General features: G+C 47.8%; 18 protein-coding genes and 1 tRNA gene. All 19 read right to left on the bottom strand.

Features of this window, described 5'->3' with window-relative positions; genetic code table 11:
- Positions 1-31: 31 nt before the first annotated feature.
- The gene (locus KNQ06_RS05450) at positions 32-2872 is read right to left on the bottom strand and encodes a 2-oxoglutarate dehydrogenase E1 component (protein ID WP_215147487.1); all 2841 of its coding nucleotides are present in this window, start codon (positions 2870-2872) and stop codon (positions 32-34) included.
- Positions 2873-3184: 312 nt separating this feature from the next.
- Positions 3185-3913 carry an amino acid ABC transporter ATP-binding protein gene (locus tag KNQ06_RS05445; RefSeq protein ID WP_251133480.1) on the bottom strand — a complete coding sequence of 243 codons (729 nt, stop codon included), beginning with the start codon at positions 3911-3913 and terminating at the stop codon, positions 3185-3187.
- Positions 3910-4554 (bottom strand): amino acid ABC transporter permease, encoded by a 645-nt coding sequence (locus KNQ06_RS05440; RefSeq protein ID WP_023468550.1) that lies wholly within the window; start codon positions 4552-4554, stop codon positions 3910-3912. The genes KNQ06_RS05445 and KNQ06_RS05440 overlap by 4 nt, the downstream gene beginning before the upstream one ends.
- A gap of 31 nt (positions 4555-4585) precedes the next feature.
- The gene (locus tag KNQ06_RS05435; RefSeq protein WP_023468551.1) at positions 4586-5353 is read right to left on the bottom strand and encodes a transporter substrate-binding domain-containing protein; all 768 of its coding nucleotides are present in this window, start codon (positions 5351-5353) and stop codon (positions 4586-4588) included.
- Between the two features lie 202 nt (positions 5354-5555).
- Positions 5556-5639 (bottom strand) — tRNA-Leu (locus KNQ06_RS05430).
- Positions 5640-5681: 42 nt separating this feature from the next.
- Positions 5682-6614, bottom strand: coding sequence for an alpha/beta hydrolase (locus tag KNQ06_RS05425; RefSeq protein WP_055968447.1), 933 nt, complete (start codon positions 6612-6614; stop codon positions 5682-5684).
- A gap of 21 nt (positions 6615-6635) precedes the next feature.
- Complete coding sequence (locus tag KNQ06_RS05420; protein WP_050678281.1) at positions 6636-6977, bottom strand: hypothetical protein; 342 nt, start codon at positions 6975-6977, stop codon at positions 6636-6638.
- 15 nt (positions 6978-6992) lie between these two features.
- Positions 6993-8003 (bottom strand): S66 family peptidase, encoded by a 1011-nt coding sequence (locus KNQ06_RS05415; RefSeq protein ID WP_215147485.1) that lies wholly within the window; start codon positions 8001-8003, stop codon positions 6993-6995.
- 188 nt (positions 8004-8191) lie between these two features.
- A complete protein-coding gene (locus KNQ06_RS05410) occupies positions 8192-8554 on the bottom strand; it encodes a DUF779 domain-containing protein (RefSeq protein ID WP_023468555.1) in 363 nt (120 codons plus the stop codon).
- Between the two features lie 22 nt (positions 8555-8576).
- Positions 8577-10097 carry an aldehyde dehydrogenase gene (gene adh / locus KNQ06_RS05405; protein ID WP_023468556.1) on the bottom strand — a complete coding sequence of 507 codons (1521 nt, stop codon included), beginning with the start codon at positions 10095-10097 and terminating at the stop codon, positions 8577-8579.
- A 198-nt stretch (positions 10098-10295) separates the two neighbouring features.
- Positions 10296-10820 (bottom strand): TraR/DksA C4-type zinc finger protein, encoded by a 525-nt coding sequence (locus tag KNQ06_RS05400; RefSeq protein WP_023468557.1) that lies wholly within the window; start codon positions 10818-10820, stop codon positions 10296-10298.
- A 68-nt stretch (positions 10821-10888) separates the two neighbouring features.
- Positions 10889-11686, bottom strand: coding sequence for a hypothetical protein (locus KNQ06_RS05395; protein ID WP_050678284.1), 798 nt, complete (start codon positions 11684-11686; stop codon positions 10889-10891).
- Positions 11687-11924: 238 nt separating this feature from the next.
- On the bottom strand, positions 11925-13067 hold the full coding sequence (locus KNQ06_RS05390; protein ID WP_214723494.1) for a mannitol-1-phosphate 5-dehydrogenase: 1143 nt from the start codon (positions 13065-13067) through the stop codon (positions 11925-11927).
- A gap of 2 nt (positions 13068-13069) precedes the next feature.
- Positions 13070-13507 (bottom strand): PTS mannitol transporter subunit IIA, encoded by a 438-nt coding sequence (locus KNQ06_RS05385; protein WP_200934376.1) that lies wholly within the window; start codon positions 13505-13507, stop codon positions 13070-13072.
- A 34-nt stretch (positions 13508-13541) separates the two neighbouring features.
- Positions 13542-14972 carry a PTS mannitol transporter subunit IIBC gene (locus KNQ06_RS05380; protein ID WP_075642502.1) on the bottom strand — a complete coding sequence of 477 codons (1431 nt, stop codon included), beginning with the start codon at positions 14970-14972 and terminating at the stop codon, positions 13542-13544.
- Between the two features lie 192 nt (positions 14973-15164).
- Positions 15165-17177 (bottom strand): BglG family transcription antiterminator, encoded by a 2013-nt coding sequence (locus KNQ06_RS05375; protein WP_215083997.1) that lies wholly within the window; start codon positions 17175-17177, stop codon positions 15165-15167.
- Positions 17170-17463, bottom strand: a complete 294-nt coding sequence (locus KNQ06_RS05370; protein WP_050678288.1) for a PTS sugar transporter subunit IIB — start codon at positions 17461-17463, stop codon at positions 17170-17172. Before KNQ06_RS05370 ends, KNQ06_RS05375 begins: the two co-directional genes overlap by 8 nt.
- Before the next feature lie 157 nt (positions 17464-17620).
- Entirely contained in the window at positions 17621-19087 is a 1467-nt protein-coding gene (locus KNQ06_RS05365) for a glutamate synthase subunit beta (RefSeq protein WP_215147484.1), read from the bottom strand.
- Positions 19084-23556 (bottom strand): glutamate synthase large subunit, encoded by a 4473-nt coding sequence (gltB, locus tag KNQ06_RS05360; protein WP_215147483.1) that lies wholly within the window; start codon positions 23554-23556, stop codon positions 19084-19086. Before gltB ends, KNQ06_RS05365 begins: the two co-directional genes overlap by 4 nt.
- Positions 23557-23761 lie beyond the last annotated feature (205 nt).

Raw genomic sequence — 23761 nt, 5'->3', positions numbered from 1 at the left:
TTCTCCCCCTATGACTCGATTCTATCTTAAGTTATGATGTGTGATTTGATACATGTGATGGTGCTGTTGGAATAGAAGCAGTCGCTGTGAGTGCATCATTGATGATACGTGCCTGCTCTACTTTATGACCTGACGGGTCACCTTCTGCTGTACTGGAACGACGACGACGACCGATGTAACGGACCGTTTGGATACCATTCGGTGCGACTGTCTCAAGTCGAGGTTCCATGAAGGACCACGCCCCCATGTTTTTCGGTTCTTCTTGCACCCAGACCATCTCTTCGACGGATTCATAGCGCGCGATGACTTCTTTTAAGGCTTTTGCCGGGAATGGATACAACTCCTCGACCCGGACGATTTGTAGCCAATCGAGATTCTCATCTGATTTCGAAACGGCTTCAGCTAGGTCGATTGCCATCTTACCAGAACAGAACACAAGACGTTTGACACGATCTGGTGCTTCTCCGAGCCCTGATTGTTCGATGACACGATGGAAACTACCTTCCGTCAACTCAGAAACATCCGATGTTGCAAGCGGATGACGCAAGAGACTCTTCGGCGTCATGACGACGAGCGGTCGGACTTCCTCTTTTCCAAGTATCGCTGCTTGTCGGCGCAATAAGTGGAAGTACTGGGCAGCACTCGATACGTTCGCGACTGTCCAGTTTTTCTCACCCGATAACGTCAAGAAGCGTTCTAAACGACCACTCGAGTGTTCTGGTCCTTGCCCTTCATAACCATGCGGAAGCAACATGACGAGACCTGATGTTTGTCCCCATTTCGCTCGGCTAGCTGAGATGAACTGGTCGAAGATGACTTGACCTGAGTTAGCAAAGTCCCCATATTGCGCTTCCCATAATACGAGCGTTTCCGGAGCGAAGACGTTATAACCGTATTCAAAACCAAGTACACCTGCTTCAGACAACGGACTGTTGTAGACCGAGAATGATGCAGTTGCCGTTGATAAGGCATGAAGTGGCGAGAAGCCTTCTCCTGTTTTCACATCATGAAGATTAATGTTCCGTTGTGCGAACGTTCCTCGTTCAGAATCTTGACCGCTCAAGCGGATTGGTGTTCCATCTGAGAGAATCGAAGCAAACGCCAATGTTTCGGCATGTCCCCAGTCAATTCCGTTCTTTGTCGAGAACGCATCCGTCCGTCGCTTCAGGACCTTCTCAAGTTTATGGAACACTTGGAAGCCATCCGGCCACTGTAACAATTCTTCGTTGTACGCCGTCAATGTTTCAATCGAGACTCCTGTCTCAATCGTCGGAACGCCTTTAAAGACGACGTCCGGCATGACCCCACCATACTCTTTCTCGACGTTCGGTACTTTTTCACGAGCCGCTTTCATTTGATCATTGATCGACGTTTCAATCGATTGAATTTCGTCAGCTGTCGCATCCCCGTTCGCGACAAGCGTTTTCCCGTACAAGACACGAATTGGATCATGTTTATGAATCAAATCGTATAAGACCGGGTTCGTATTCATCGGTTCATCCATTTCGTTATGACCAAAACGACGATATCCGATTAAATCAATCATGACATCCTTCTTAAACGTTGCCCGGTACTCGCTCGCGAGCAAAGCGACTGCGAGACAGCTTTCCGGCTCATCCGCGTTGACGTGGAAGACTGGGATCTCGTATCCTTTGGCAAGATCACTCGAGTAACGCGTCGAACGGGAGTCCGTCGGCTCCGTCGTGAAGCCGATCGTGTTGTTCGCGATGATATGAATCGTTCCGCCGGTGTTATATCCTTTGAGATTCGCTAAATTCAAAGTTTCAGCCACAATTCCTTGACCTGGGAACGCTGCATCCCCATGAATGAGGATCGCAGCTGCTGCTGCTTGCTCTTGACGTGGTGCCCCTTTTTGTGAGCGATCATCTTGTGCCGCACGTGTGAAGCCTTCGACGACTGGGTCGACGAACTCAAGGTGCGACGGATTGTTCGCAAGCGTCATCCGCACGTTACGTGTCTCTTGCTCGAGTTTTCGATTTAACCCGAGGTGATACTTCACGTCGCCCGTCCAACCATACGTGATCCCAATCGAACCTTCAGATGGTACGAGGTCGTGGTTCGGTGCATGCTGGAACTCAGCAAAGATCATTTCATATGGCTTCCCGAGTACGTGAGCCAAAACATTCAACCGTCCACGGTGTGCCATTCCGATATTGATCGTCTCCGACCCGTTCGAGATGAGGTGTCCGACGATCGTGTCGAGCAACGGCACCATCGCGTCAAGTCCTTCAATCGAGAAGCGTTTTTGACCGACGTATGTTTTGTGCAAGTATTTTTCGAAGAGATCCGTTTCAGCTAAGCGTTTGAACAACTGTTTCTTTTGTTCAGCGTCTAGCGTCGCTGTCAAAGCACCTTGCTCGATTTTCTGACGAAGCCATTTCTTTTCATCGAGATCGTCGACATGCTGGAACTCAACTGCGGCTGCTCCCGTGTACTGCGCCTTTAAGTGTTCAATGCCTTCAAACGCGTCCTGTACACCAGTTGGTGGTTCAGGACAGACGAGTGAGACTGGCATTTTTCGAAGATCTGCCTCTGTTAATCCGTACTGACTCAATTCGAATAGTCCTATTTCTCGCGGATGGTCCTTCAGCGGATAGATATCCGCCGCAAGATGTCCTTTTGCACGAATTTGTTCCGCTAAACGATTCGCCGCAAGATATTTTTCGAAATCTCCTGTCTCGACTTGCATCGGTACGACTGGTTCCGTCACGGGTGCACCATGCTCTTCGAAATAAGCACGTGTCTCCTCATCAACGGATGTCTTGTCTTCTAAAAAACGCTCGTACAATTCAATGATGTAGCCAAGGTTTGGTCCATAGAATGCTTGTTGATCTTGCTCGTGGCCTGCCATGTACGGTTCCCCCCGTTTCTATATTTCTCCCCACACATCCAGTGGATAGTCGATGTGTTTCCAGCCCTCTACCTGTTAGCGCTTTCAAAAGGAATTGCATGAATGAAACGCTGAACGTCATGAGAAGGAATGATCGTGTCATTCTTCCATGAAAGTGCCTTCGTTACTATATTACTACTCTTTTCCTGTGTGTGCATTTCGAATTCCCAAATTCTCACGCTTAAATGTATAAGTTTTTCTTATGAGCACTTAGTCAGTTATTTATGATTCGTTAAAAAACCGGCGTATCCGCAGTTAGATACGCCGGTTCCATCATAAGACTTTACTAAGGAACGATTGCGTCCGTTCGTGTTGTGGAGAATCAAACAATGCTTGTGGTACGTTCTCTTCGACGATATAGCCACCATCCATGAATAAGACGCGATCTCCGACCTCACGAGCAAATCCCATCTCATGGGTCACGACGACCATCGTCATGCCTTCAAGGGCAAGTTGTTTCATGACGGCAAGCACGTCACCGACCATTTCCGGGTCGAGCGCTGACGTCGGCTCATCAAATAACATGATTTTCGGATTCATTGCAAGCGCGCGGGCAATTGCGACCCGCTGTTTTTGCCCCCCAGATAATTCACCTGGATAATTATCGGCTTTTTCCCGTAATCCGACTTTATCGAGGAGTTCAAGCGCCCGCTGTTTAGCCTGTTCTTTATCCGATTTGCGCACTTTGATCGGTGCAAGCGTAACGTTCTCAAGCACGGTCTTATGCGGGAAGAGATTAAAATGTTGAAAGACCATTCCGACCTCTTCCCGGACTTTATTGATATCGACCTTTGGACTCGTGATGTCGAAATTATCGACGATGACCGTACCACCCGTGATCTCTTCCAATCGATTCAAACAGCGTAAAAACGTACTTTTCCCAGATCCCGACGGACCGATGACACAAACGACTTCTTTTTCGGCAATCGAGACGTTGATGTCTTTTAAGACTTCATTCGAACCGAAGGATTTTTTTAAGTTCTTAACTTCAATGATACTCATCGTAATGTAAACCTCCGTTCCAAGAACTTCGCCACTAAGGACAAGAGATAAATGATGACGAAGTACATCAATCCGACGACGGACCAGACGATGAATGGTTCAAACGTCGTTGACTGCTGCACTTGACCTTGTTGCGTCAAGTCAGCGATTCCGATAATCGACAACAACGATGTATCTTTTAAGCTGATGATCGATTGGTTTGTAATCGTTGGTAACATCCGCCGGAATGCTTGCGGTAAGATGATCTGTACCATCGTTTGACGCCCTGTCATCCCGAGTGAACGTGCAGCTTCTGTTTGTCCTTTATCAATCGACTGGATACCAGCTCGAATGATCTCCGCAAAATAAGCACCGGCATTGATTGCGACCGTCAGTATCCCTGCATACATCCGGTCCATCGATAACCATTCGAGCGAATTGAGTCCAAAATAGATGAAGAATAACTGAACGATGAACGGCGTTCCGCGAATGACATCAATATAGACGATCGCGATCCCGTTTAAGATTTTTGATGGTGATAACCGCATCAATGCGACGACTAAGCCAATCAGAAAGCCGACGATGACCGCGATGATGAAAATATACAATGTGACTTGAAGCCCTTCCAAGAAAAATGGAAATGCGGTTTTGACCACTTCCATTGGCTATCCCACTCCCTTATCGCCTTGCGACTTATTTCAGATACGTGTCAACGATTTTATCGTATTCACCGTTTTCTTTCAGATTCGCAAGTCCTTTGTTGATTTTCTTCATCAGATCCTCGTTCTCACCTTTTAAGACAGCGATTCCGTAGTTGTCCCCGTTGAGACGGTCTCCGACAAGTTTTAATCCAAGGTTTTGTTGTTTGTTTGCATATGAGATGACAGGATAATCTTCAATCAAGGCTGCTGCGTTACCGTTCTTCACTTCTTGGAACATCGCTGGACTGTCATTGAACTGTGTGACCGTGAATCCCAGTTTGTCTGCGTTATCCGTTGCATATTTCGCACCCGTCGTTCCCTTTTTGACGGCTACTTTTTTCCCTTTTAAATCGTTGACGGATTTAATACCATTCTCATCTTCTTTGACGACTAGGATAAGACCAGCTTTGAAGTATGGATCTGAGAATGTAACGACTTTCTTCCGTTCTGGCGTAATACTCATACCGGCAATGGCAACGTCCAATTGATTTGCTTGAAGTGCCGGAATGATACCGCTAAAGTCCATCGCTTCAAATTGAATCTTGAAGTTCTGATCCTTCGCGATTGCTTTCATGAGATCGATGTCGATTCCTTTGTACGTATCCCCGTCTTTATATTCGAATGGTGGATACGTGACGTCAATGCCGACCTTGTACGTTTTTCCTTCTGACGACTCTTCTTCTTTCGAACCGATGCTACATGCACCAAGTACGAGAACACAGCTCATCAAGAGCGCTAACAAGATACTCCCTTTTTTCATGTTTGTTTCCCCTCTCCTATGTGTTAAAGATTGTTAACTCTACTTAGTACTTTCCCTGAAGAGTACCCTCTTTAAAACGTATTTTACCAGAAAAATTCTAAAAAGATAAACTTTTCTGAATTTTTATTCGTTGTAATCGTTTTCTATTCAGCAACAAAAAAGGAGGCAATCCCTTGCTGGGATTGCCTCCTTCAATCATTTATGCCGCCGAGAGGACTTGAACCTCCACGGTGTTGCCACCACTAGATTCTGAGTCTAGCGCGTCTACCAGTTCCGCCACGACGACGTTGATTTATGATATTAATATAGCGGGTAAAGAACTGAGTTGTCAATCATTTCGCAAGATGTTACGTACGAACTTCTCGACGACATCATCATACAATGCTGGATCCTCAAAATAGGCCATCGCGTGAGCGGCATTCGGAATAACGACGAGCTCTTTTTCCGTCGGACAAGCTTCATACAGCTCATACACCATGTCTGTCGGTACGAATGTATCCGCCCCACCATGGATGAACAAAATTGGTACTTGTGCCTTTTTGACCTGTTTCAGCGCAGATGCTTCACGGAACGTATAACCTGCCTTTAGCTTCGTCAATACACTCGTCATCCCTAAAAACGGGAAGTGAGGTAGACGGTACATCCGCTTCATCTGATACGCAAGGACTGCATTGACGGACGTATAGGCACAATCAGAAATGATTCCTTTGATTTGTGGCGGGAGTTGTTCGCCACTCGTCATCAATACGGTCGCCCCTCCCATCGATACGCCATGCAGGAATAGTTTCGCCTCTTGTCCGATCCGTTCAATCAGATAGTTCGACCAACTGAGACAATCTTCCCGGTCATGCCATCCGAATCCGATATAGTGACCGTCACTCATCCCGTGTCCACGATTATCGGGCATCATGACATGGAAACCGGCCTGATGGTACAGATAGGCGAATCCGGCTAAATCCGTTCCGACACCTCCGTACCCGTGCACGAGAATGACGATCCGATCTGACGGAACAGGTGACGGAAGAAAATGCCCGCGTAACGTTAAACCGTCTTTCGCTTCAATCTCGATCCGCTCAAGCGGTTGCTCCTTGATCCACGTCTGACCAGGTTGCATCAATCGGACCATCTCGTCACTTAAATCTCGATTATTCGATAAGAATGGCTTTGGATTCGTGGCGATTGCCATCTCATAAAAATAATAACTCGCTGCTACTAATCCGGATCCGATGACTCCGATTCCAATTTTTGTTCTGCGACGCATCTGCCCCACTCCTTCTTTCCGTTATAGCTCGATCTTCAGTTGAGCAGCATGGTCATCCTCTTCATCCTGCAAGACTTGTTGACGTAATCGTTGTTCTTGTTGCTGACGCCGGTAGGCAAATTCCTGGACAAGCTCTGTACCCGTGAATCCATCTTCTACGAGTTCGCTCAATAATTCCGTTTCTGTCTCGACGACCTCCCCCGGACGTCGCATGACGAGAACATCTCCGACTTGTGCAATCAGCAATTCATCTTCTAGACGAAGTGCATCGTAAAATGGTTCCGGTAACGTCATTCGACGGGTCTCCGGGTTGATATGGACGCGTTTATAAACGCCTAGTGCTTGAAACTTACGACGTGCCATTGCGTGCTCTCCTTTTTAGTTGAACGTCAGATCGATTCGTGAATCTTTTCCTTGAATACGAACCGTACCCGTCGCTCCATTGATTAACGTCAACTGTGGCGGCTGATGACCGATGTCAAGATCGTATAAGACTGGTAAGCCCGTCTCATCCGCTAGATATTGATACACGTCTAGCCATGTTAGGTCTTCTGTAATTCTTGCAGACGTGCGCCCGAATAAAAAGCCAGCCGCATGGTCGAACCACCCAGCATACACCATTTGTCGCAGTGTCCGGTGCACCTCTGCCGAATTCGCTTCAGACACCTCGAAGTACCAGAGTATCGGTTCTCCGTTGATTTCTTCACGCTGGAAACGCTGCACATCTCCATACGGTGTCCCAATCAGATGGCGAATCGTCTCCAGACATCCACCAAGTAACCGTCCGGTCACCTCGGTTCGCTCATCAAGTGCTTTCCATTCCGTCGCTTCCGTTAGCTGAAATAACGAACCTGCTGGACGTTCTTCATCAGTCCACTCGGGTTGATAACGATCGGAAGCCCACTGTGTGACGGTTCCTCCAGTTGGCGTCGCGAGCACCCGTCGCCAGGCACTTGTCGTCTCGTCCCATTCTTCACTTCGAAGCTCAACGAAATTCGGACCATGTGCTGTTGCAATCCCCGTCTGAAGCGTCAGACTGAGCAATAACGTACTGATATCGGAATAGCCAAGCAACCATTTTGTTTGGTAAGTAGCTAGCGTCAACTCGGGTAAAAGATCAATGGCGCGTTCCCCACCAAATGGCGGGATGACGGCATCAATCGTCTCATCCGTCATCATGTGATTCAATTCCTCCGCCCGTTGTTTGACCGGTGCACTCTCAGCAAGTTGATGCGACCAAATCGTTTCACCTAAACGGACGTTCATTTGCCGTGCTTGTACCTGTTCAACTGCTCGTTCGACCCATTCCTGTTGCTGTTCACGTAATCCGGAGGAGGGCGCCGTCACTCCGATCGTTTGACCTGTCCAACCTAAAAATGGATATTTCATGGTGACCCCCTATAATGTCATAGTGTGAAACTATCTTCTCGTCAAAATATGAGTTCATTATACCGTTCTTATGCCGCATTACCAACTTTTATCCTGTTCGAACGTCGTGATACGAACAAAAAAACACGATTCCGTACAAGCGACCTGAATGAACAAGTCACCTCGACGAAACCGTGTTTGATTTTTCATTAGCTTGATGCTGATAGTTCAGCGTATTCCTCTTGCGTGAACGCACGGGAGCGTGTCAAAAAACGTTTCCCTTCGACACCTTCAAGAGAGAACATTCCGCCTCGACCATCCACGACATCAATGATGAGTTGCGTATGTTTCCAGTACTCATATTGATCTTCATGAATATAAAACGGACAACCACCGATCTCTCCCAGTTTTTTATCCTGATCTCCCAGGAATAGATCACCCTGCGCAAAACACATCGGGGAACTGCCATCGCAACAACCACCAGATTGATGAAACATCAACGGACCGTGTTTTTCTCTCAACTGGTCGATTAACTCTAGACAAGCTGCTGTCGCCTGAACACGTTCCACCATTTGCATCCACGTCCTTTCCGACTTAGAAGAAACCGAGTTTATTCGGGTTGTAGCTAACGAGTAGGTTTTTCGTCCGTTGGTAATGGTTGAGCATCATCTTATGGTTTTCACGTCCGATCCCTGACATTTTGTAACCACCAAACGCCGCGTGAGCTGGATATTGGTGATAACAGTTCGTCCAGACGCGTCCTGCTTCGATCGCACGCCCAAACCGATAAGCACGGTTCATATCACGTGTCCAGACGCCGGCACCAAGACCATATAACGTATCATTCGCAATTTCGAGCGCTTCTTCTTCCGTCTTGAATGTCGTAACCGACAAGACCGGTCCGAAAATTTCCTCTTGGAAGATTCGCATCTTATTGTGTCCTTTGAAGATCGTTGGTTGGATGTAATATCCTTCTGCGAGATCCCCTTCAAGCATGTTGCGTTCCCCACCGATGAGACATTCTGCGCCTTCCGACTTACCGATTTCAAGATATGAAAGAATTTTCTCCATCTGTTCGTTCGAAGCTTGAGCACCCATCATGACGTCCGAATCAAGAGGATTTCCGATCTTGATGGCTTTAACGCGCTCAAGAACACGTTCCATGAACGGCTCGTAAATCGATTCTTGAATCAAGGCACGCGACGGACACGTACAGACTTCTCCTTGATTCAACGCGAACATCAGTAATCCTTCGATTGCTTTATCAAAGAAAGCATCGTCTGCCTGCATGATATCCTCAAAGAAGATGTTCGGTGATTTCCCACCGAGCTCGAGGGTGACCGGAATCAAGTTTTGCGATGCGTACTGCATGATCAAACGTCCTGTCGTCGTCTCTCCCGTAAAGGCGATTTTTGCGATTCGTTTGCTTGAAGCGAGCGGTTTCCCTGCTTCAAGACCAAAACCGTTGACGATGTTAAGAACACCCGGTGGGAGTAAATCCTCAATGAGCTCAACGAGTACCATGATGCTCGCTGGTGTTTGTTCTGCCGGTTTTAAGACGACGCAGTTCCCTGCCGCGAGTGCTGGCGCTAGTTTCCAGACAGCCATCAAGAGTGGGAAGTTCCACGGAATGATTTGACCAACGACGCCAAGTGGCTCATGGAAGTGATACGCGACCGTATCTTGGTCGAGTTCACCGACCGAACCTTCTTGGGCACGGATGACCCCCGCGAAATAACGGAAGTGATCGATCGCGAGCGGTAGATCGGCGTTGAGTGTCTCACGGACCGCTTTCCCGTTCTCAAGTGTCTCTGCATAAGCGAGCATCTCGAGGTTTTCTTCCATCCGATTCGCGATTTTATTTAAAATGTTTGAGCGTTCCGTTACAGACGTTTTCCCCCATGCTTCTTTTGCCGCATGTGCTGCGTCAAGAGCCAGTTCGATGTCTTCCTTACCGGAACGAGCGACTTGACACAATACTTTACCGGTAACAGGTGTTACATTATCAAAATATTCTCCCCCGACAGGTGCCGTCCACTTTCCATTGATGTAATTTTCATACCGTTCCTTGTACTGTACCTTTGACCCTTGCTTGTTCGGAATGTCATAAATCATGCTTTATTTCCTCCCTCAACTAAAATGGTCAAGCAGTGAGACGGATGCTTGTATGCGCTTACATTTTAATATAGGCTAAAAACAGCCCTCTCGATACCATCGTACCAAAATTATATGAAAAGTCAAAAAATTCCGGTAAATATTTGTGATTTTTTTCGAGAAAAAAAACATCTCCATTTTCGGGAGATGTTTTGCCGGTCAAGACCGTGTCGGGTCAATTCCGTCTTCTTGGTCAGACGGTGTATCAGAACTACCAAAGTCACTCACTTTCGAGAATCCGTCCGTATCACCGTCGATGTCTTTGCCGCGGGCTGTGACAGATGGATCCAGTACGTCTTCTTCGCTTGGTCGCGAATTGGGATCGTTCTCGTTTTGTTCTGCTTCTTCTTTTGCATGCTCGATGCATAATAACGTTTCCGGAATGATATCAAGACGTTCAATCTCAATCTCTTTTCCACAGACCTTACAAATGCCATACGTTCCGTCCTCGATCGCTTTTAGGGCACGGTCCACATCAGAGAGCATATCCTCTTGCATGTCCGTGATTGCTTGATCGCGTTCCCGCAAGAACAATTCATCGCCGGAATCGGCAGGATGATTATCGTAACTCGACAATTCACCTTCATCGTAGTCGGTATCGCGTTGTTCGATGTTTGATGTCGTCTTTTCTTTTTCCTTTAATAACCGTTGCTTGAATTCTTCCGTCTGTTGTTTAGATAACATGATTGTTCGACTCCCCTTCGTTAGAACCTCTGTTAAGAATGTAGCCTATTCGAAGAAGAGTTAAACCATCACGAACACTTATAAGAACGAATTGATCCATGAAGATCACAGATGACCGTCATGCATTCATTCCCATCGTTAAAACAAATCTGATGTGATCGTCCGTTCTTGGATGTCGTGATGTCATCAATCCACAGTTGCGAAGCATCTGCCGAAGACAGCATCGCAATTTTGTCACGAATCATGAATAAATCAAACGGTAACAGATTCAAGGATTGAATCGTCAAACCATGTTTACGGAAGAGTGGATCAAGCTGATATTGCGAAAGACTATACAAACACTTCTCGGCCCCACCAATCAACAACTGAATCGAATGGGAGGGCTCATGACTATCGATGCGCTCCTTGTGCAGGATGATTCGTCCTCGAACACCAGACTCATTGAAAATTCGTTGCGTATCCTCTTGTGAAAGGCGTGGTCCACCTTCCTTCACCTTTAAGACGATGTGGGCGAATTCAGCAAAATCAGGTTTCCCGATTTCAAGAGCCGGGATATGACGGACTTCTTCGCGTTCAATGATTTCAATCAAGTCACGCTCAACTTGGACACTGACCGTATCTGTCGAAAAGACACGGACGTCGATCACGAATTGATCAAGTACCGCATTTACTTCGATCGTGTACGTCAAATCAAGGTTTTTTTCTTGTTCAACCAATAGTCGATTCAAGATGAGTTGATGCAATAAATGGACTGGCGTACGCGAAGAAAATTGACTCGAATAAATCAAATGTTTTGGTCCGGTTCCTTTTGTAGTTTTTGGTCGTGCTCCGTTTAATCTATATACGTTCACTTTATAATTCAACATATGATCACCTTCTCTTACCTGAAAAATCGGAATAGAGATGTTCCGTTCATATAGCGTACAATGTATTTTAATCGCTAAATATTCGTTTTCGAATATTCCAAATTTAATATACAAATTGTAATCAAATTGTGATAGAAGAATTTCAAAAACTGATCATTTCGATGACGACACGTCGCATTTAATTCGATATACAAAAACACCTTTCACATCCCGTGAAAGGTGTTGAGAACACTTATTCTTAAGCAATCGAATTGACTTGGTGTTGCATTGCTTCATAATGTTCGATGATTCGAGATCCAAGTGGATCCGTTGCCGATAATTGTAAATACGCGTTTAGCGCATCTTCGATTCCATGTTTCGTAATATATGCATTTAATTCTGAAGATTCTGAATCATTTGGATCGAAATAGGTTAGAGCTGCTGCGATCCCACGCGCTAATCCATCTGCTTCGATGCCACGCTCCATCAATTCCTTTGCTGGTTTGACGAGTCGGTCACTTGGACTCAGTTTACGAATCGGTGAACGAGCGACACGTATGATTTCATCATGAATCCGCGGGTTTTCAAAGCGTTTCATATTCTTTTGGATATACGCACTATGATCGACCGGATTAAAGCCGTACTTTTCAAGTAATAGCCATCCTGTTTCGTAAAGTGCTGTCTGGACACCACGACGGATGCGTGGATCCGTTAGACTTTCAGCGATCGTCTCTTTATGGAATAGTGCTCCGAGATAAGAAGCGATCGCATGTCCCGTATTAACGGTGAACAGCTTCCGCTCGATGAACGGTTCGATGTTCTCGACATAGGTGACGCCTTCGATCCGTGGATAAGCTTCCGGTAGTCCAGTCGTCTCAATCACCCATTCGAAGAATTCTTCCACTTCGACGTACAACGGGTCTTCGTGATGTTGAAGCGGTACGATCCGGTCAACCGCTGCATTCGGGAAATACCAGTTCTCCGCTACGGGGTGATGTTTCGCCACCTCTGCTTGCAAGTGTTTTGACCCACCGATCATGTTCTCACACGCAATGACGTAGACAGGTGTCTGTTGATCACGTTGACGTAACCCTTCCGCGATCAAAGGAGCTACTTTCGATAACAAGCTCGGGCCGACAGCTGTTGTAATCACGTCTGCATCGCGAATCGCTGCAATGACTTGATCCGGTTCAGATAAACTGTTGAGTGCTGTCACGCCGTTGACCCGTTCACGTCCTCCTTGTTCAGAGGCATAACCTACTTCGTAGGTTTGTCTCGTTTTTAATGCATCGACGACCGTCGTATTGACATCTACGAAACAGACTTCGTAACCCGTCTTGACGAGTTGTAAGCCGATGAACCCACGTCCGATGTTACCAGCACCAAAATGGATGGCTTTCATGCTTACACCTCCGCTGTCAATAAGGCGATGATTTCTTCTTTTGATGTCGCTGCCACGATACGCTCGACGTTCTCCTCATCGGAGCAAATGACCGCGATATTCGATAGCAACTCGAGGTGTTCATCCCCAACGCCAGCGATGCCGATGACGAGTCGTGCTTGTTCCGTTCCGAATGCTACGCCTTGCGGTACTTGTAGAATCGATAGCCCCGTTTTCTTGACCTGTGATTTAGCCGACTCTGTTCCGTGGGGAATCGCGACATGGTTGCCGATGTAGACCGTCGATAAGGCATGACGCTCCTGCATTGAATCGATATAACCCGCTTCGACATATCCGTGATCGACGAGGAGTTGACCGGCAGCCGTAATGGCTGCCGTCTCGTCTGCGAATTGTTGGTCAAGTAATACAAGTTCCGGTGAAAGGTTCATTGTCGTTGTCATGTTTATTCCTCCTTGAGTGTCTCTCTCTTTATTTTTAAGAAATCTTATTCCGTGCTGTTTCGATCTCATGGACGAGTTGATCATAATACCCGGCATTCAGGAAATTATCGACTGATCGGTGTTCTGCCGTTGGGACTTGTTCCTTCGCCCGCTCCGTCAAATCACGATGCGTGATGATCAGTTCGGCGTTTTGCGGCAGTTGACTGATCGACGTATTCGTCACTTTGATCGGTAAGCCCGCTTTATTGATTTTATTGCGAAGGACAGATGCCCCCATCGCACTCGATCCCATACCAGCGTCACAAGCGAAAATGATATGTTCGACTTCCGCAAGTGGTTTGGCATCAGCTGAAACGAGTGTCGAGGCAATTGATTGTTTTCCTTTCATCGCACTGACGTTCGCGCTTGCTTCTTCAAGTGATGTCTCTTTTGCTTTGCTTGTTTTCAATAAGACTGTCGAGACAACGAATGTCACAGACGCTGAGACAAGGACACCGGCGATCAATCCGACGTAAGAGCCGCGGGATGCCATTGCAAGGACAGCGATGATACTACCCGGTGAAGCAGGTGCGACTAAACCGACATCAAATAGGACGAATGTGAGGATCCCACTCATACCGCCTGCGATCATCGCAAGCAATAAGACCGGCTTCATCAAGACATACGGGAAGTAGATTTCGTGAATCCCACCGATGAATTGAATGAACGCAGCACCCGGTGCTGTTTTCTTTGCTGCACCAGAACCGAAGAACGAGTAAGCGAGTAACAATCCGAGACCCGGACCTGGGTTGGCTTCGAGTAAGAACAGTACCGATTTTCCTGCTTCATTCACTTGATCGAGACCAAGAGGGCTTAAGATACCGTGGTTGATTGCGTTGTTTAAGAATAAAATTTTTGCTGGTTCGATGAACAAACTGGCAAGCGGTAATAAGTGTGCACTGACAATCGCACCAACTGCTGCAGCCATGATGTCGTCAAGACCTGTCATGAGTGGTCCGAACACTTTGAATCCACCGAGCATCAACAAACCACCGATGATTCCGACCGAGAAATTGTTGACGAGCATCTCGAGACCTGGTTTGATTTTTCCTTCGATCAACTGATCAAACTTTTTGATGACATATCCGCCAAGTGGTCCCATGATCATGGCACCGAGGAACATCGGAATCTCTGTTCCGACGATGACCCCCATCGTCGCGAGCGTCCCGACGACGCCCCCTCTGACGTCATGCATTAATTTCCCGCCTGTGTATCCGATCAGCAACGGTAAGAGATAGGTGATCGTCGGACCGACGAGTTCACCGAGTTCCTTATTTGGTGCCCATCCAGTTGGGATGAACAGTGCCGTGATGATCCCCCAGGCGATAAATGCACCGATGTTCGGCATGACCATACCGCTTAAAAAGCTTCCGAACCGTTGAACTTGTACACGGATGCCCCGTGCTCCATTTTGAGCTGTCGCCATTGCGTTAGCCTCCATTTCGTGTATGAGTTGATAAGATGATTGCTTTGCTATGACCTTATTGTAAGAGCACTGCAAGCGCTTACTCAATCTTTCCTAGTTCAGTCTTTGTCCAAGAAGTTGGACAGACTGGAAAGAAGCCTGCCTGACCTAAAAAAATCCCTGTCACTTCAGGAATTGAGTGACAGGGATTTTTCAAGTGTGACCTAGGAATTGATCAATGACCGTTCGAAACGTTCGATTCAAAAGCAGACGAATCGTCTGTTCCTCCCCGAACTCGAATTGATCCATTTGTTCTGGACTCTCGATGATCGCAGCACTGATCGAACTGAGTAATTCAAGCAGTTCATTCGAGGTCTCTTCCGGTGCGACCAAGACGAGAAGCCGTTCGACGGATTGCAACTGTTGATCCATTCCGAGTAAGTCGATCGGTTCAGGCAATTCAAAGATAAGAAATCCCCCTCGTTGAATCGTCGCATCGCGTCCGTGAAATAGTGCGAGCCGTGTTCCCGGAATACCGAGACCTGACATCTCATGACGACGCAGCAATTGTCCAGAGAGTGACACAGCTGACTTCGCTAATCCTTGCTCGACCATTCGTGTACTGATTTCAAACAATAGCGATTCAATCCCATCGTCCATCCGCTCCAACCGTTCCATCTTGAATCCATTCGATACTTGGATTGACGATGCGACGAGCCGATGCAGTTGCTCAAGATCGAGCCATTCCGTTTTCGTCTGCCGTGGTGCCGGTTGAAAGGATTTAGGCAAGGCGAGAATTAATTTCCGGATCCGTTCGACCTCATCCTGAGGAAGTAACGGGTTAACGAGAAGATGTGGTGGGCGGATGTCAGGCAACGGTACGGTCGATAAAACGAAGTCGTACGATTCGATCGGTAACCGTTCGATGCCAAACAACGACGAGTTATCGATGTGCTCGAGTTCAGCGAATTCTTGACGCAATCGATTCATTAGTAACTTCGAAGAACCGAGTCCAGCAGAACAAACGACGAGGACACGATATGGTAGTTTAGGTGTCGGTTTACTCAGGACAGCTCCGAAGTGCATGACCCAAAAAGCTAAATCCACGTCTTCGAATGTAACATCGGTGAAGATCGACAGTGCTGCTTGTTTGACCGCATCAAACAAGCGCGGATATTCCCGTTCGATTTGTTTGATGACATAAGATGGATTGACACTATTTTGACGTGTGTACGATTGAATATGCGAAACGAGTCCGCGTTCTAGCGCATGATCCTTCGTGAAGTTCGTTCCATACATTAAGGAAACACGTTCAATCAATCGTTTCACACGAAGACGCGTGACGAGTTCTTCCGTATCTCCTGCGTCCGATTGAAAGAAAGCACGCAACTCTTCTGATAACCATTGGCGTTCGGCAATCGACAATGTGTCAGGTAGTCGCTCTTCGACGCGTTCCACCCATTTGAGGATTTCGACCGGATACGCTTTTAACTCGTAACGCATCGGAAACTGATCTTTGCGCAACGCTTGTAAAGCTAAGCTGAGTGTCGCACGCATGATTTGTCGGTCATTGAGACGCCCTTCTTTCGTCAATGGCGCAATGACCGCGTACGCTTGATTGATCATCTCAAGCCAAGATGTTCGATTCAAGCGTAACAGATGAGGTAATTGCCCAGCGTCGCCTTGTAACAACCGATAGAAAGCGAGAACATCCCATTGCGTAAAAATCAATGAAATCAGTAAACGGCGTTTGTTGATTTCTTCACCGATGACTTCAGCACCAATACCTTTTTTGCGCTTGATTTCAAGGTCATATTGCAGAAACCACTCATCAATCCGCTCTAAATCCTGGCTGACCGTGCTCGGAGCCACATACATCGCATGGGCGATCGCCTGTAATTTGACCATCCCTTCTTCTTGTAGTAGCCGATACGCTAACTCGACTTGGCGATCTTCAGCGTTCGGTAATTGTTTATGTGACAACAAGAGTTGGTCCCGTAATACATGTTTGGCTTCGTCTGTTCCTTCAATTAAGAGGCCTCTGCCGCGGACATATGTCAAACGCAAGTCATGATCTTCTAAAGATTGGGCAAGACGATCGCGTTCACGTTGAATCGTTCGTTCCGATGTCTCGAGCGTTTCCGCGATCTCTTGTATTTGAACAGGTTCTTCGCGTGATAAGAGGAAAAATAATATATCATGTTCCCGTGGTGTAAATTCAGTCATGCAGCCTCACTCTTTTCTGCCAAGATTCGAGGATGACATCATATGCAGTCGGATCAAGAACCCGATCGACTGGATGCACAGAACAATGTGTTTTCCATACGTGTCGATGGACGAGTTGCGTTTCTCCGACGATAAAAGATGCCTGATCAGGTAGTTCTGCGATCCGACATGTCTTAACGTCTGTCGTAATACCGCATTCAAGTAAGCGTTTTCTTAAAATCGTAGCACCCATGACACTACTCGCCATTCCACTCTCGCATACGAAATAGATGATTTCTGAATTCATCTGTCATACCTCCTCTTCATTTTATAAGAATAGCAGAAATATTTTCGGTGTTTCACCTTGAAACAAAATCAATAGTTATTTTTGAACTGGCAGATTTCTTTGCCAAACACAAAAAAGCCTGGATTTCTGATGATGCCAGAAATCCAGACCATGTGATTTAGCCTGTTTGTTGCATTGCTTTTAAATAGTGTCCGACGGCTTCCGCTACTTCACGACCTTCGCGAATCGCCCAGACGATCAATGATTGACCACGTCTTGCGTCACCTGCAGCAAATACGCCTGGCCGGTTCGTCGCATAACGCGTCGTCTTGATTTTCCCGCGTTCCGAAGCGACCGCTAAATGTTCGAGTACATTCTCTTCGACACCACTGAATCCAATGGCGATCCAGACTTGATCGACTGGGAAGTAACGATCGCTACCTTCGATTTCCTCAAAGATCACTGTACCCGATTCATTTTTTGTTTTCGTCGTCTGAATCGTCCAGACACCGGTGACTTGACCCGATTCACTTGTTGTGAATCGCTTGATGGCGATCAAGTATTCACGAGGATCCCGACCGAATTGTTGAAAAGCTTCTGCATACCCATAATCGATTGAGTAGAGTGACGGTGTATCCGGCCACATGTTTCCTGTCGCACGCGTCGTACCCGGTTGTTCATGTTTACCGAATTGGACGACGGAGCGACAGCGTTGACGGAGTGCTGTTGCCACACAGTCCGCTCCTGTATCGCCTCCACCGATGACGAGAATATCTTTATCTTTCGCGTCATGATCAGGAGACAACGGTTCTTGCGAGAGCACGTGACGTGTCACCCCTGTCAAATAATCCATCGCATAACCGACTCCACGCGTTGGCGCTTCCGTTAATTTGCGCGGTTCCGTCGCGCCGACACATAAGATCACCGCGTCATACTCCGCTTCAAGTGTCTCGAGAGTGATATCTGCGCCGATCGTGACGTTCGTCCGGAAGTGAATCCCTTCCGTTTCAAGCAAATCAACACGGCGCTGTACGACCTCTTTATCGAGTTTCATGGCTGGTATACCGTACGTGAGTAATCCGCCAATCCGATCTTCCCGCTCAAAGACCGTCACTTGGTAACCGGCTTGATTCAGCTGATCGGCAGCCGCAAGACCGGCAGGACCAGATCCAACGATGGCAATCGAACGTGTCGATCGTATTGCTGGAATTCGGGGCACGACCCATCCTTTTTCAAAGCCGATGTCGATGATCGTCCGTTCGATATCTTTGATCGCGACCGCAGGTTCATGAATCGACAACGTACACGATCCTTCACATGGCGCTGGGCAGACACGACCCGTGAATTCTGGGAAATTGTTCGTCTCAAAAAGGCGATCGAGTGCCTCTTGAAAACGTCCTTCTTCTACGAGCAAGTTCCATTCTGGAATCAAGTTATAGACTGGACAACCAATCTTCACTTGATCAAATACTTCCCCTACATGGCAAAACGGGGTGCCACAATCCATACATCGACTTGCTTGTTGACTCGCTTCCGCTTCCGTCAAAGCCGTCTTATATTCCTTAAAGTCACCCACCCGTTCGCTTGGATGTCGTTCCGTCCCACCCGAACGAGCAACTGTCATGAATTGATCGCGTCGTTTCATCGTACCCCTCCTGTTCTGCGCCCTAGATGTGTCTCAAATGCGAGCAACATCGCTTCTTCGGTGTTGTGTCCTTGTTTTGCGAAATCAGCCATCAACGTCGTCACTTTCTCATACGTCGAAGGAATGACGCGGATGAACGAATGAATGACATGATCCCAGTTCGCTAGAATCGCATCGCCCTGCTCACTACCGGTCCGTGCAACGTGACGTTCGATGAACGTCTTCAGTCGCGCAATCTCTTCGACATGCGTGACAGGTCCCGTCGAAACGAGTTCGCGGTTGACACGTTGTAAAAATTGTTCAGGATTACGCGGCAAGACATAGGCGACACCACCTGACATACCGGCAGCAAAGTTTTTTCCGACATCGCCAAGGACCACAACGGATCCACCGGTCATATACTCGAGTCCATGGTTACCGATTCCTTCGACGACAGCGACTGCTCCGCTGTTTCGAACCGCAAATCGTTCACCTGCCTGACCGTTGACATAGAGTTCTCCACTCGTTGCCCCGTAAAGTGCGACGTTACCAATGATCGACTGATCGGACGAGACGAACGAAATCGAACGTGGAGGATGAACGGCGATGATACCTCCGGACAATCCTTTCCCGACGTAATCATTCGCTTCTCCCGTGACATCAAGCGTTACTCCGCGTGGTAAATACGCACCTAAACTTTGTCCGGCAGATCCATTCAGTTCGAGTTTCAATCGATCCGTTGGCAGACCAAGGGCCCCAAACCGTCTTGTTAGCATGGCACCGGTCTGCGTTCCGATCGCACGGTCTGTATTTTGAATCGTTAAACGTAGTGTCTGAGGCTGACTGAAATCTGCCGCCTCCAAATACGGCGAGATTTCACGCGCGTCAAAAGAACGCTCGACATGATGCTGTTGTTGTTCAGCCGGACCGTGTGTCACGTGAACGAGGAGACGCGAAAAATCAAGACTCTTCGCCTTCCAATGCGTCCGTTGTCGCTCCGATGGTTCGAGTAGGTCCGTCCGCCCTACGAGATCTTGTAGTCGGCTAACACCGAGCTTCGCTAAATGTTCTCGTACTTCCTCTGCGATGAACGTCATGAAATGGACGACGTCATCGGCAGATCCCGTGAATTTCTTACGGAGCTCTGGATCTTGCGTCGCGACACCAACAGGACACGTATCGAGATGACAAGCACGCATCATGATACATCCGACGGCGATGAGCGGAGCTGTCGCAAACCCATACTCATTCGCTCCGAGCATCGCGGCGAGGATGACGTCGCGACCAGTCAATAGCTTTCCGTCGGTTTCAAGGACGACACGCTCGCGCAACCCGTTTAATGTCAACGTTTGGTGCGTCTCAGCAAGACCAAGCTCCCATGGCAGTCCGGCATGTTGAATACTCGTCTTCGGCGAGGCACCCGTGCCGCCGTCATGACCACTGATGACAATGACGTCCGCAAGCCCCTTCGCAACTCCAGCCGCGATCGTCCCAACGCCACCTTTTGCGACAAGTTTGACGCTAATCCGGGCTTGATCATTGGCACGTTTTAAGTCATGAATTAACTGGGCCAAATCTTCAATCGAATAGATATCGTGATGTGGTGGTGGGGAAATCAATCCAACACCCGGTGTCGATGCACGCACCCGTGCGATCCACGGATAGACTTTTTCACCAGGCAATTGACCACCTTCTCCGGGCTTCGCACCTTGTGCCACCTTGATTTGTAATTCGTCCGCGTGAACGAGGTAATGACTTGTCACCCCAAAACGACCAGAGGCGATCTGCTTGATTCGGCTCATCCGGAAGTCACCATTTTCATCCCGTTCGTATCGTTCCTCCTCTTCACCGCCTTCACCACTATTACTCTTTCCGCCTAAGCGGTTCATCGCGATCGCAAGCGTCTCGTGCGCTTCTTTTGATAACGAGCCGTATGACATCGCACCCGTCTTGAAGTATTTGACGATTTCGCTGACAGGCTCAACTTCTTCAATTGGGATCGCCTTCGTCTCCTTGAACGTCAACAGATGTCGTAGCACCGTTGCCGGTTCCTCCTGAATGCGTTGAGCGTACTTTTGATAAAGCCGGTAATCATTCGTCCGGCATGCGTGTTGCAACAAATGAATCGTTGCTGGGTTAAAGGCATGATGTTCTCCTGCTTGACGGTACCGGAAGACACTACCGGACTCTAAATAAATCCGTTCATCTGCAACCTGTTGTGCTCGTCGGACTTCTTCTTCCATCAGTTCAAGCGTCATCCCGCTCAATTGAGAGACCGTACCAGTGAAATGCTGGTCGATGACGGAGCGATCGATTCCGACTGCTTCAAAGATTTGCGCACCACGGTAGCTGAAGACCGTCGAAATGCCCATCTTCGACATGACTTTGACGACGCCTTCCGTGACTGCTTTTTGGTAACGTTTGTCTACATCCGTAAAACGATCCCCTACCGCTTCTTCAAGCGTCGCATATGCCAGGTACGGATAAATCGCATCCGCACCATATCCGAGCAACGTCGCGACATGGTGGACTTCACGAATCTCTCCTCCTTCAACGATCAAGCTGAGATTTGTACGTAATCCCCTGCGGATCAGCGCATGATGAATCGCACTCGTCACTAAGAGGATGGGCATCGGCAATGTGCCGGGGCGTACGAGACGATCCGATAATGTCAATAATTCATACCCGTTTCGTGCAGCGGTCACAGCCTCATCAACGATCATGTCGAGCGCTTCTGCAAGCGAGTCGGTGAACGTCGTCGAAATCGTTTTTTGCTTAAGTCCACTTTGTTTAAGCGCATGGGCTTCGTCTGGTCGCAGAATCGGGGTCTCTAAGCGAACACGACGACAGTTAGCGCGGTTCGGCGTCAGCAGTTCCCCTTGTCGACCAAGCCATGTCAGCGTCGAGGTGACGATCTCTTCGCGTAACGCGTCAATTGGTGGATTCGTGACTTGTGCGAACAGTTGCTTGAAATATCGGAACAAGGATTGAGGGCGTTCACTTAAGACCGCTAGCGGTATATCCGTCCCCATCGCACCTAACGGATCCTTTTGTTCTTCGACGAGCGGGATCAAGTATTGATCGATATCTTCACGCGTATATCCGAAGTGTCGTTGTTTCGTTCCAAGTTCAACGAGTGTTTCCTTGAAGTCGTTACTTGAAAGGGAAACGACTTCTTGCGCGAGCCACTCCGCGTAGGGATGACGTGTCGCTAGCTCCCGTTTAATCTCTTCGTCTGCGATCAACTGACCGGACGCAAAGTCGAGTAAAAGCAGTTCACCCGGTGCTAATCGTTTTTTGTACAGGATGTCTTGTTCACGAAGAGGGAGTACTCCTGCTTCTGACGACAACATGAAGTGACCATCGCGTAACAATACATATCGCGCTGGACGTAAACCGTTTCGGTCAAGCGTCGCACCGATCTGTTTTCCGTTCGTAAAGACGATTGCAGACGGACCATCCCATGGCTCCATCATGCTACTGTGGTACTCATAATACGCGCGCTTCGCTGGTCTGATCTCAGCATGTTCGAATGGTTCCGGTACGAGCATCAGTGCTGTCTCAGCGAGTGAGAGTCCGGACAGATGAAGAAACTCAAACGCATTATCAAGCATCGACGAGTCGCTACCTGTCTCATCTAGAATCGGTAACACTTCCTCTGCCCGATTACCATATGTCGTCTCAGCAAGTCGACGTTCTCGACCGCGCATCGCACGAATATTTCCTTGCAACGTATTGATTTCGCCGTTGTGAATCAAATAACGGTTCGGATGGGCACGTTTCCAACTTGGGAACGTATTCGTACTAAAACGCGAGTGCACAATACCAAATCCTGATTGATAACGTTCGTCTTGTAAGTCATCGAAGTACGCACGCAATTGATCCGTCGTCACGAGTCCTTTGTAAACGATTGTTTCACTCGAGCTACTCAGGACGTATTGTTCAAGACCGAGTTGCTCCGATTCACGTTCAAATGCGCGACGAATCAAAAAGAGTGTTCGTTCAAATGTCAATCCTTCCATCGCCTGTGCACCAATGAAACATTGACGAATGACTGGCTCCGTGCGGCGGGCACCCGACCCAAGCACTTCGGACTGGACGGGTACGGTACGCCATCCTAAGACGTCTTGTCCTTCCGTCAAAATGATTGACTCTAACGTTCGTTCGAGTCGCACCCGTTCTCGTTCCTCACGTGGTAAGAACATCATGAAAACGCCATAATCCCCTTTTTTAGGGAAGGAAATGTGACGAACCGTTTCACGAAATAAACGATCTGGTAATTGCGTTAAAATACCCGCTCCGTCTCCGGTCTTCGCATCGCTTCCTTGTCCACCACGGTGTTCCATTTGACAAAGCATGGCCAATGCATGTTCAACGATTTCATGACTCGCTCGTCCTGTTTGATGTGCGTAAACCCCGATCCCGCACGCATCATGTTCCATACGAGGGTCGTATAATCCCTGCTGTTCAGGGTATTGATGAAATGTCATAGTAGCACTCTCCTTGCCTTCTTAATTTTCTGTATATTCAGTTAAATTATACTTTACACCCTTTTATGTTTATTCGCTACTATGCATAATCACCATTTTGTCCAACCTTTGAAGTTAGAATTACCATATATCAACATTGATAACGCTTACATAAACTTGGATATTCATTCAATATTTTTTTTGGTTGAATTCTACACTTTGTGCG

Origin of the sequence: Exiguobacterium sp. s91 (assembly GCF_018618915.1) — a bacterium.
Lineage (GTDB): Bacteria > Bacillota > Bacilli > Exiguobacteriales > Exiguobacteriaceae > Exiguobacterium_A > Exiguobacterium_A abrahamii.
The sequence above is the reverse complement of the archived record's forward strand: the minus strand, read 5'-3'. Positions and strand labels throughout refer to the sequence as shown.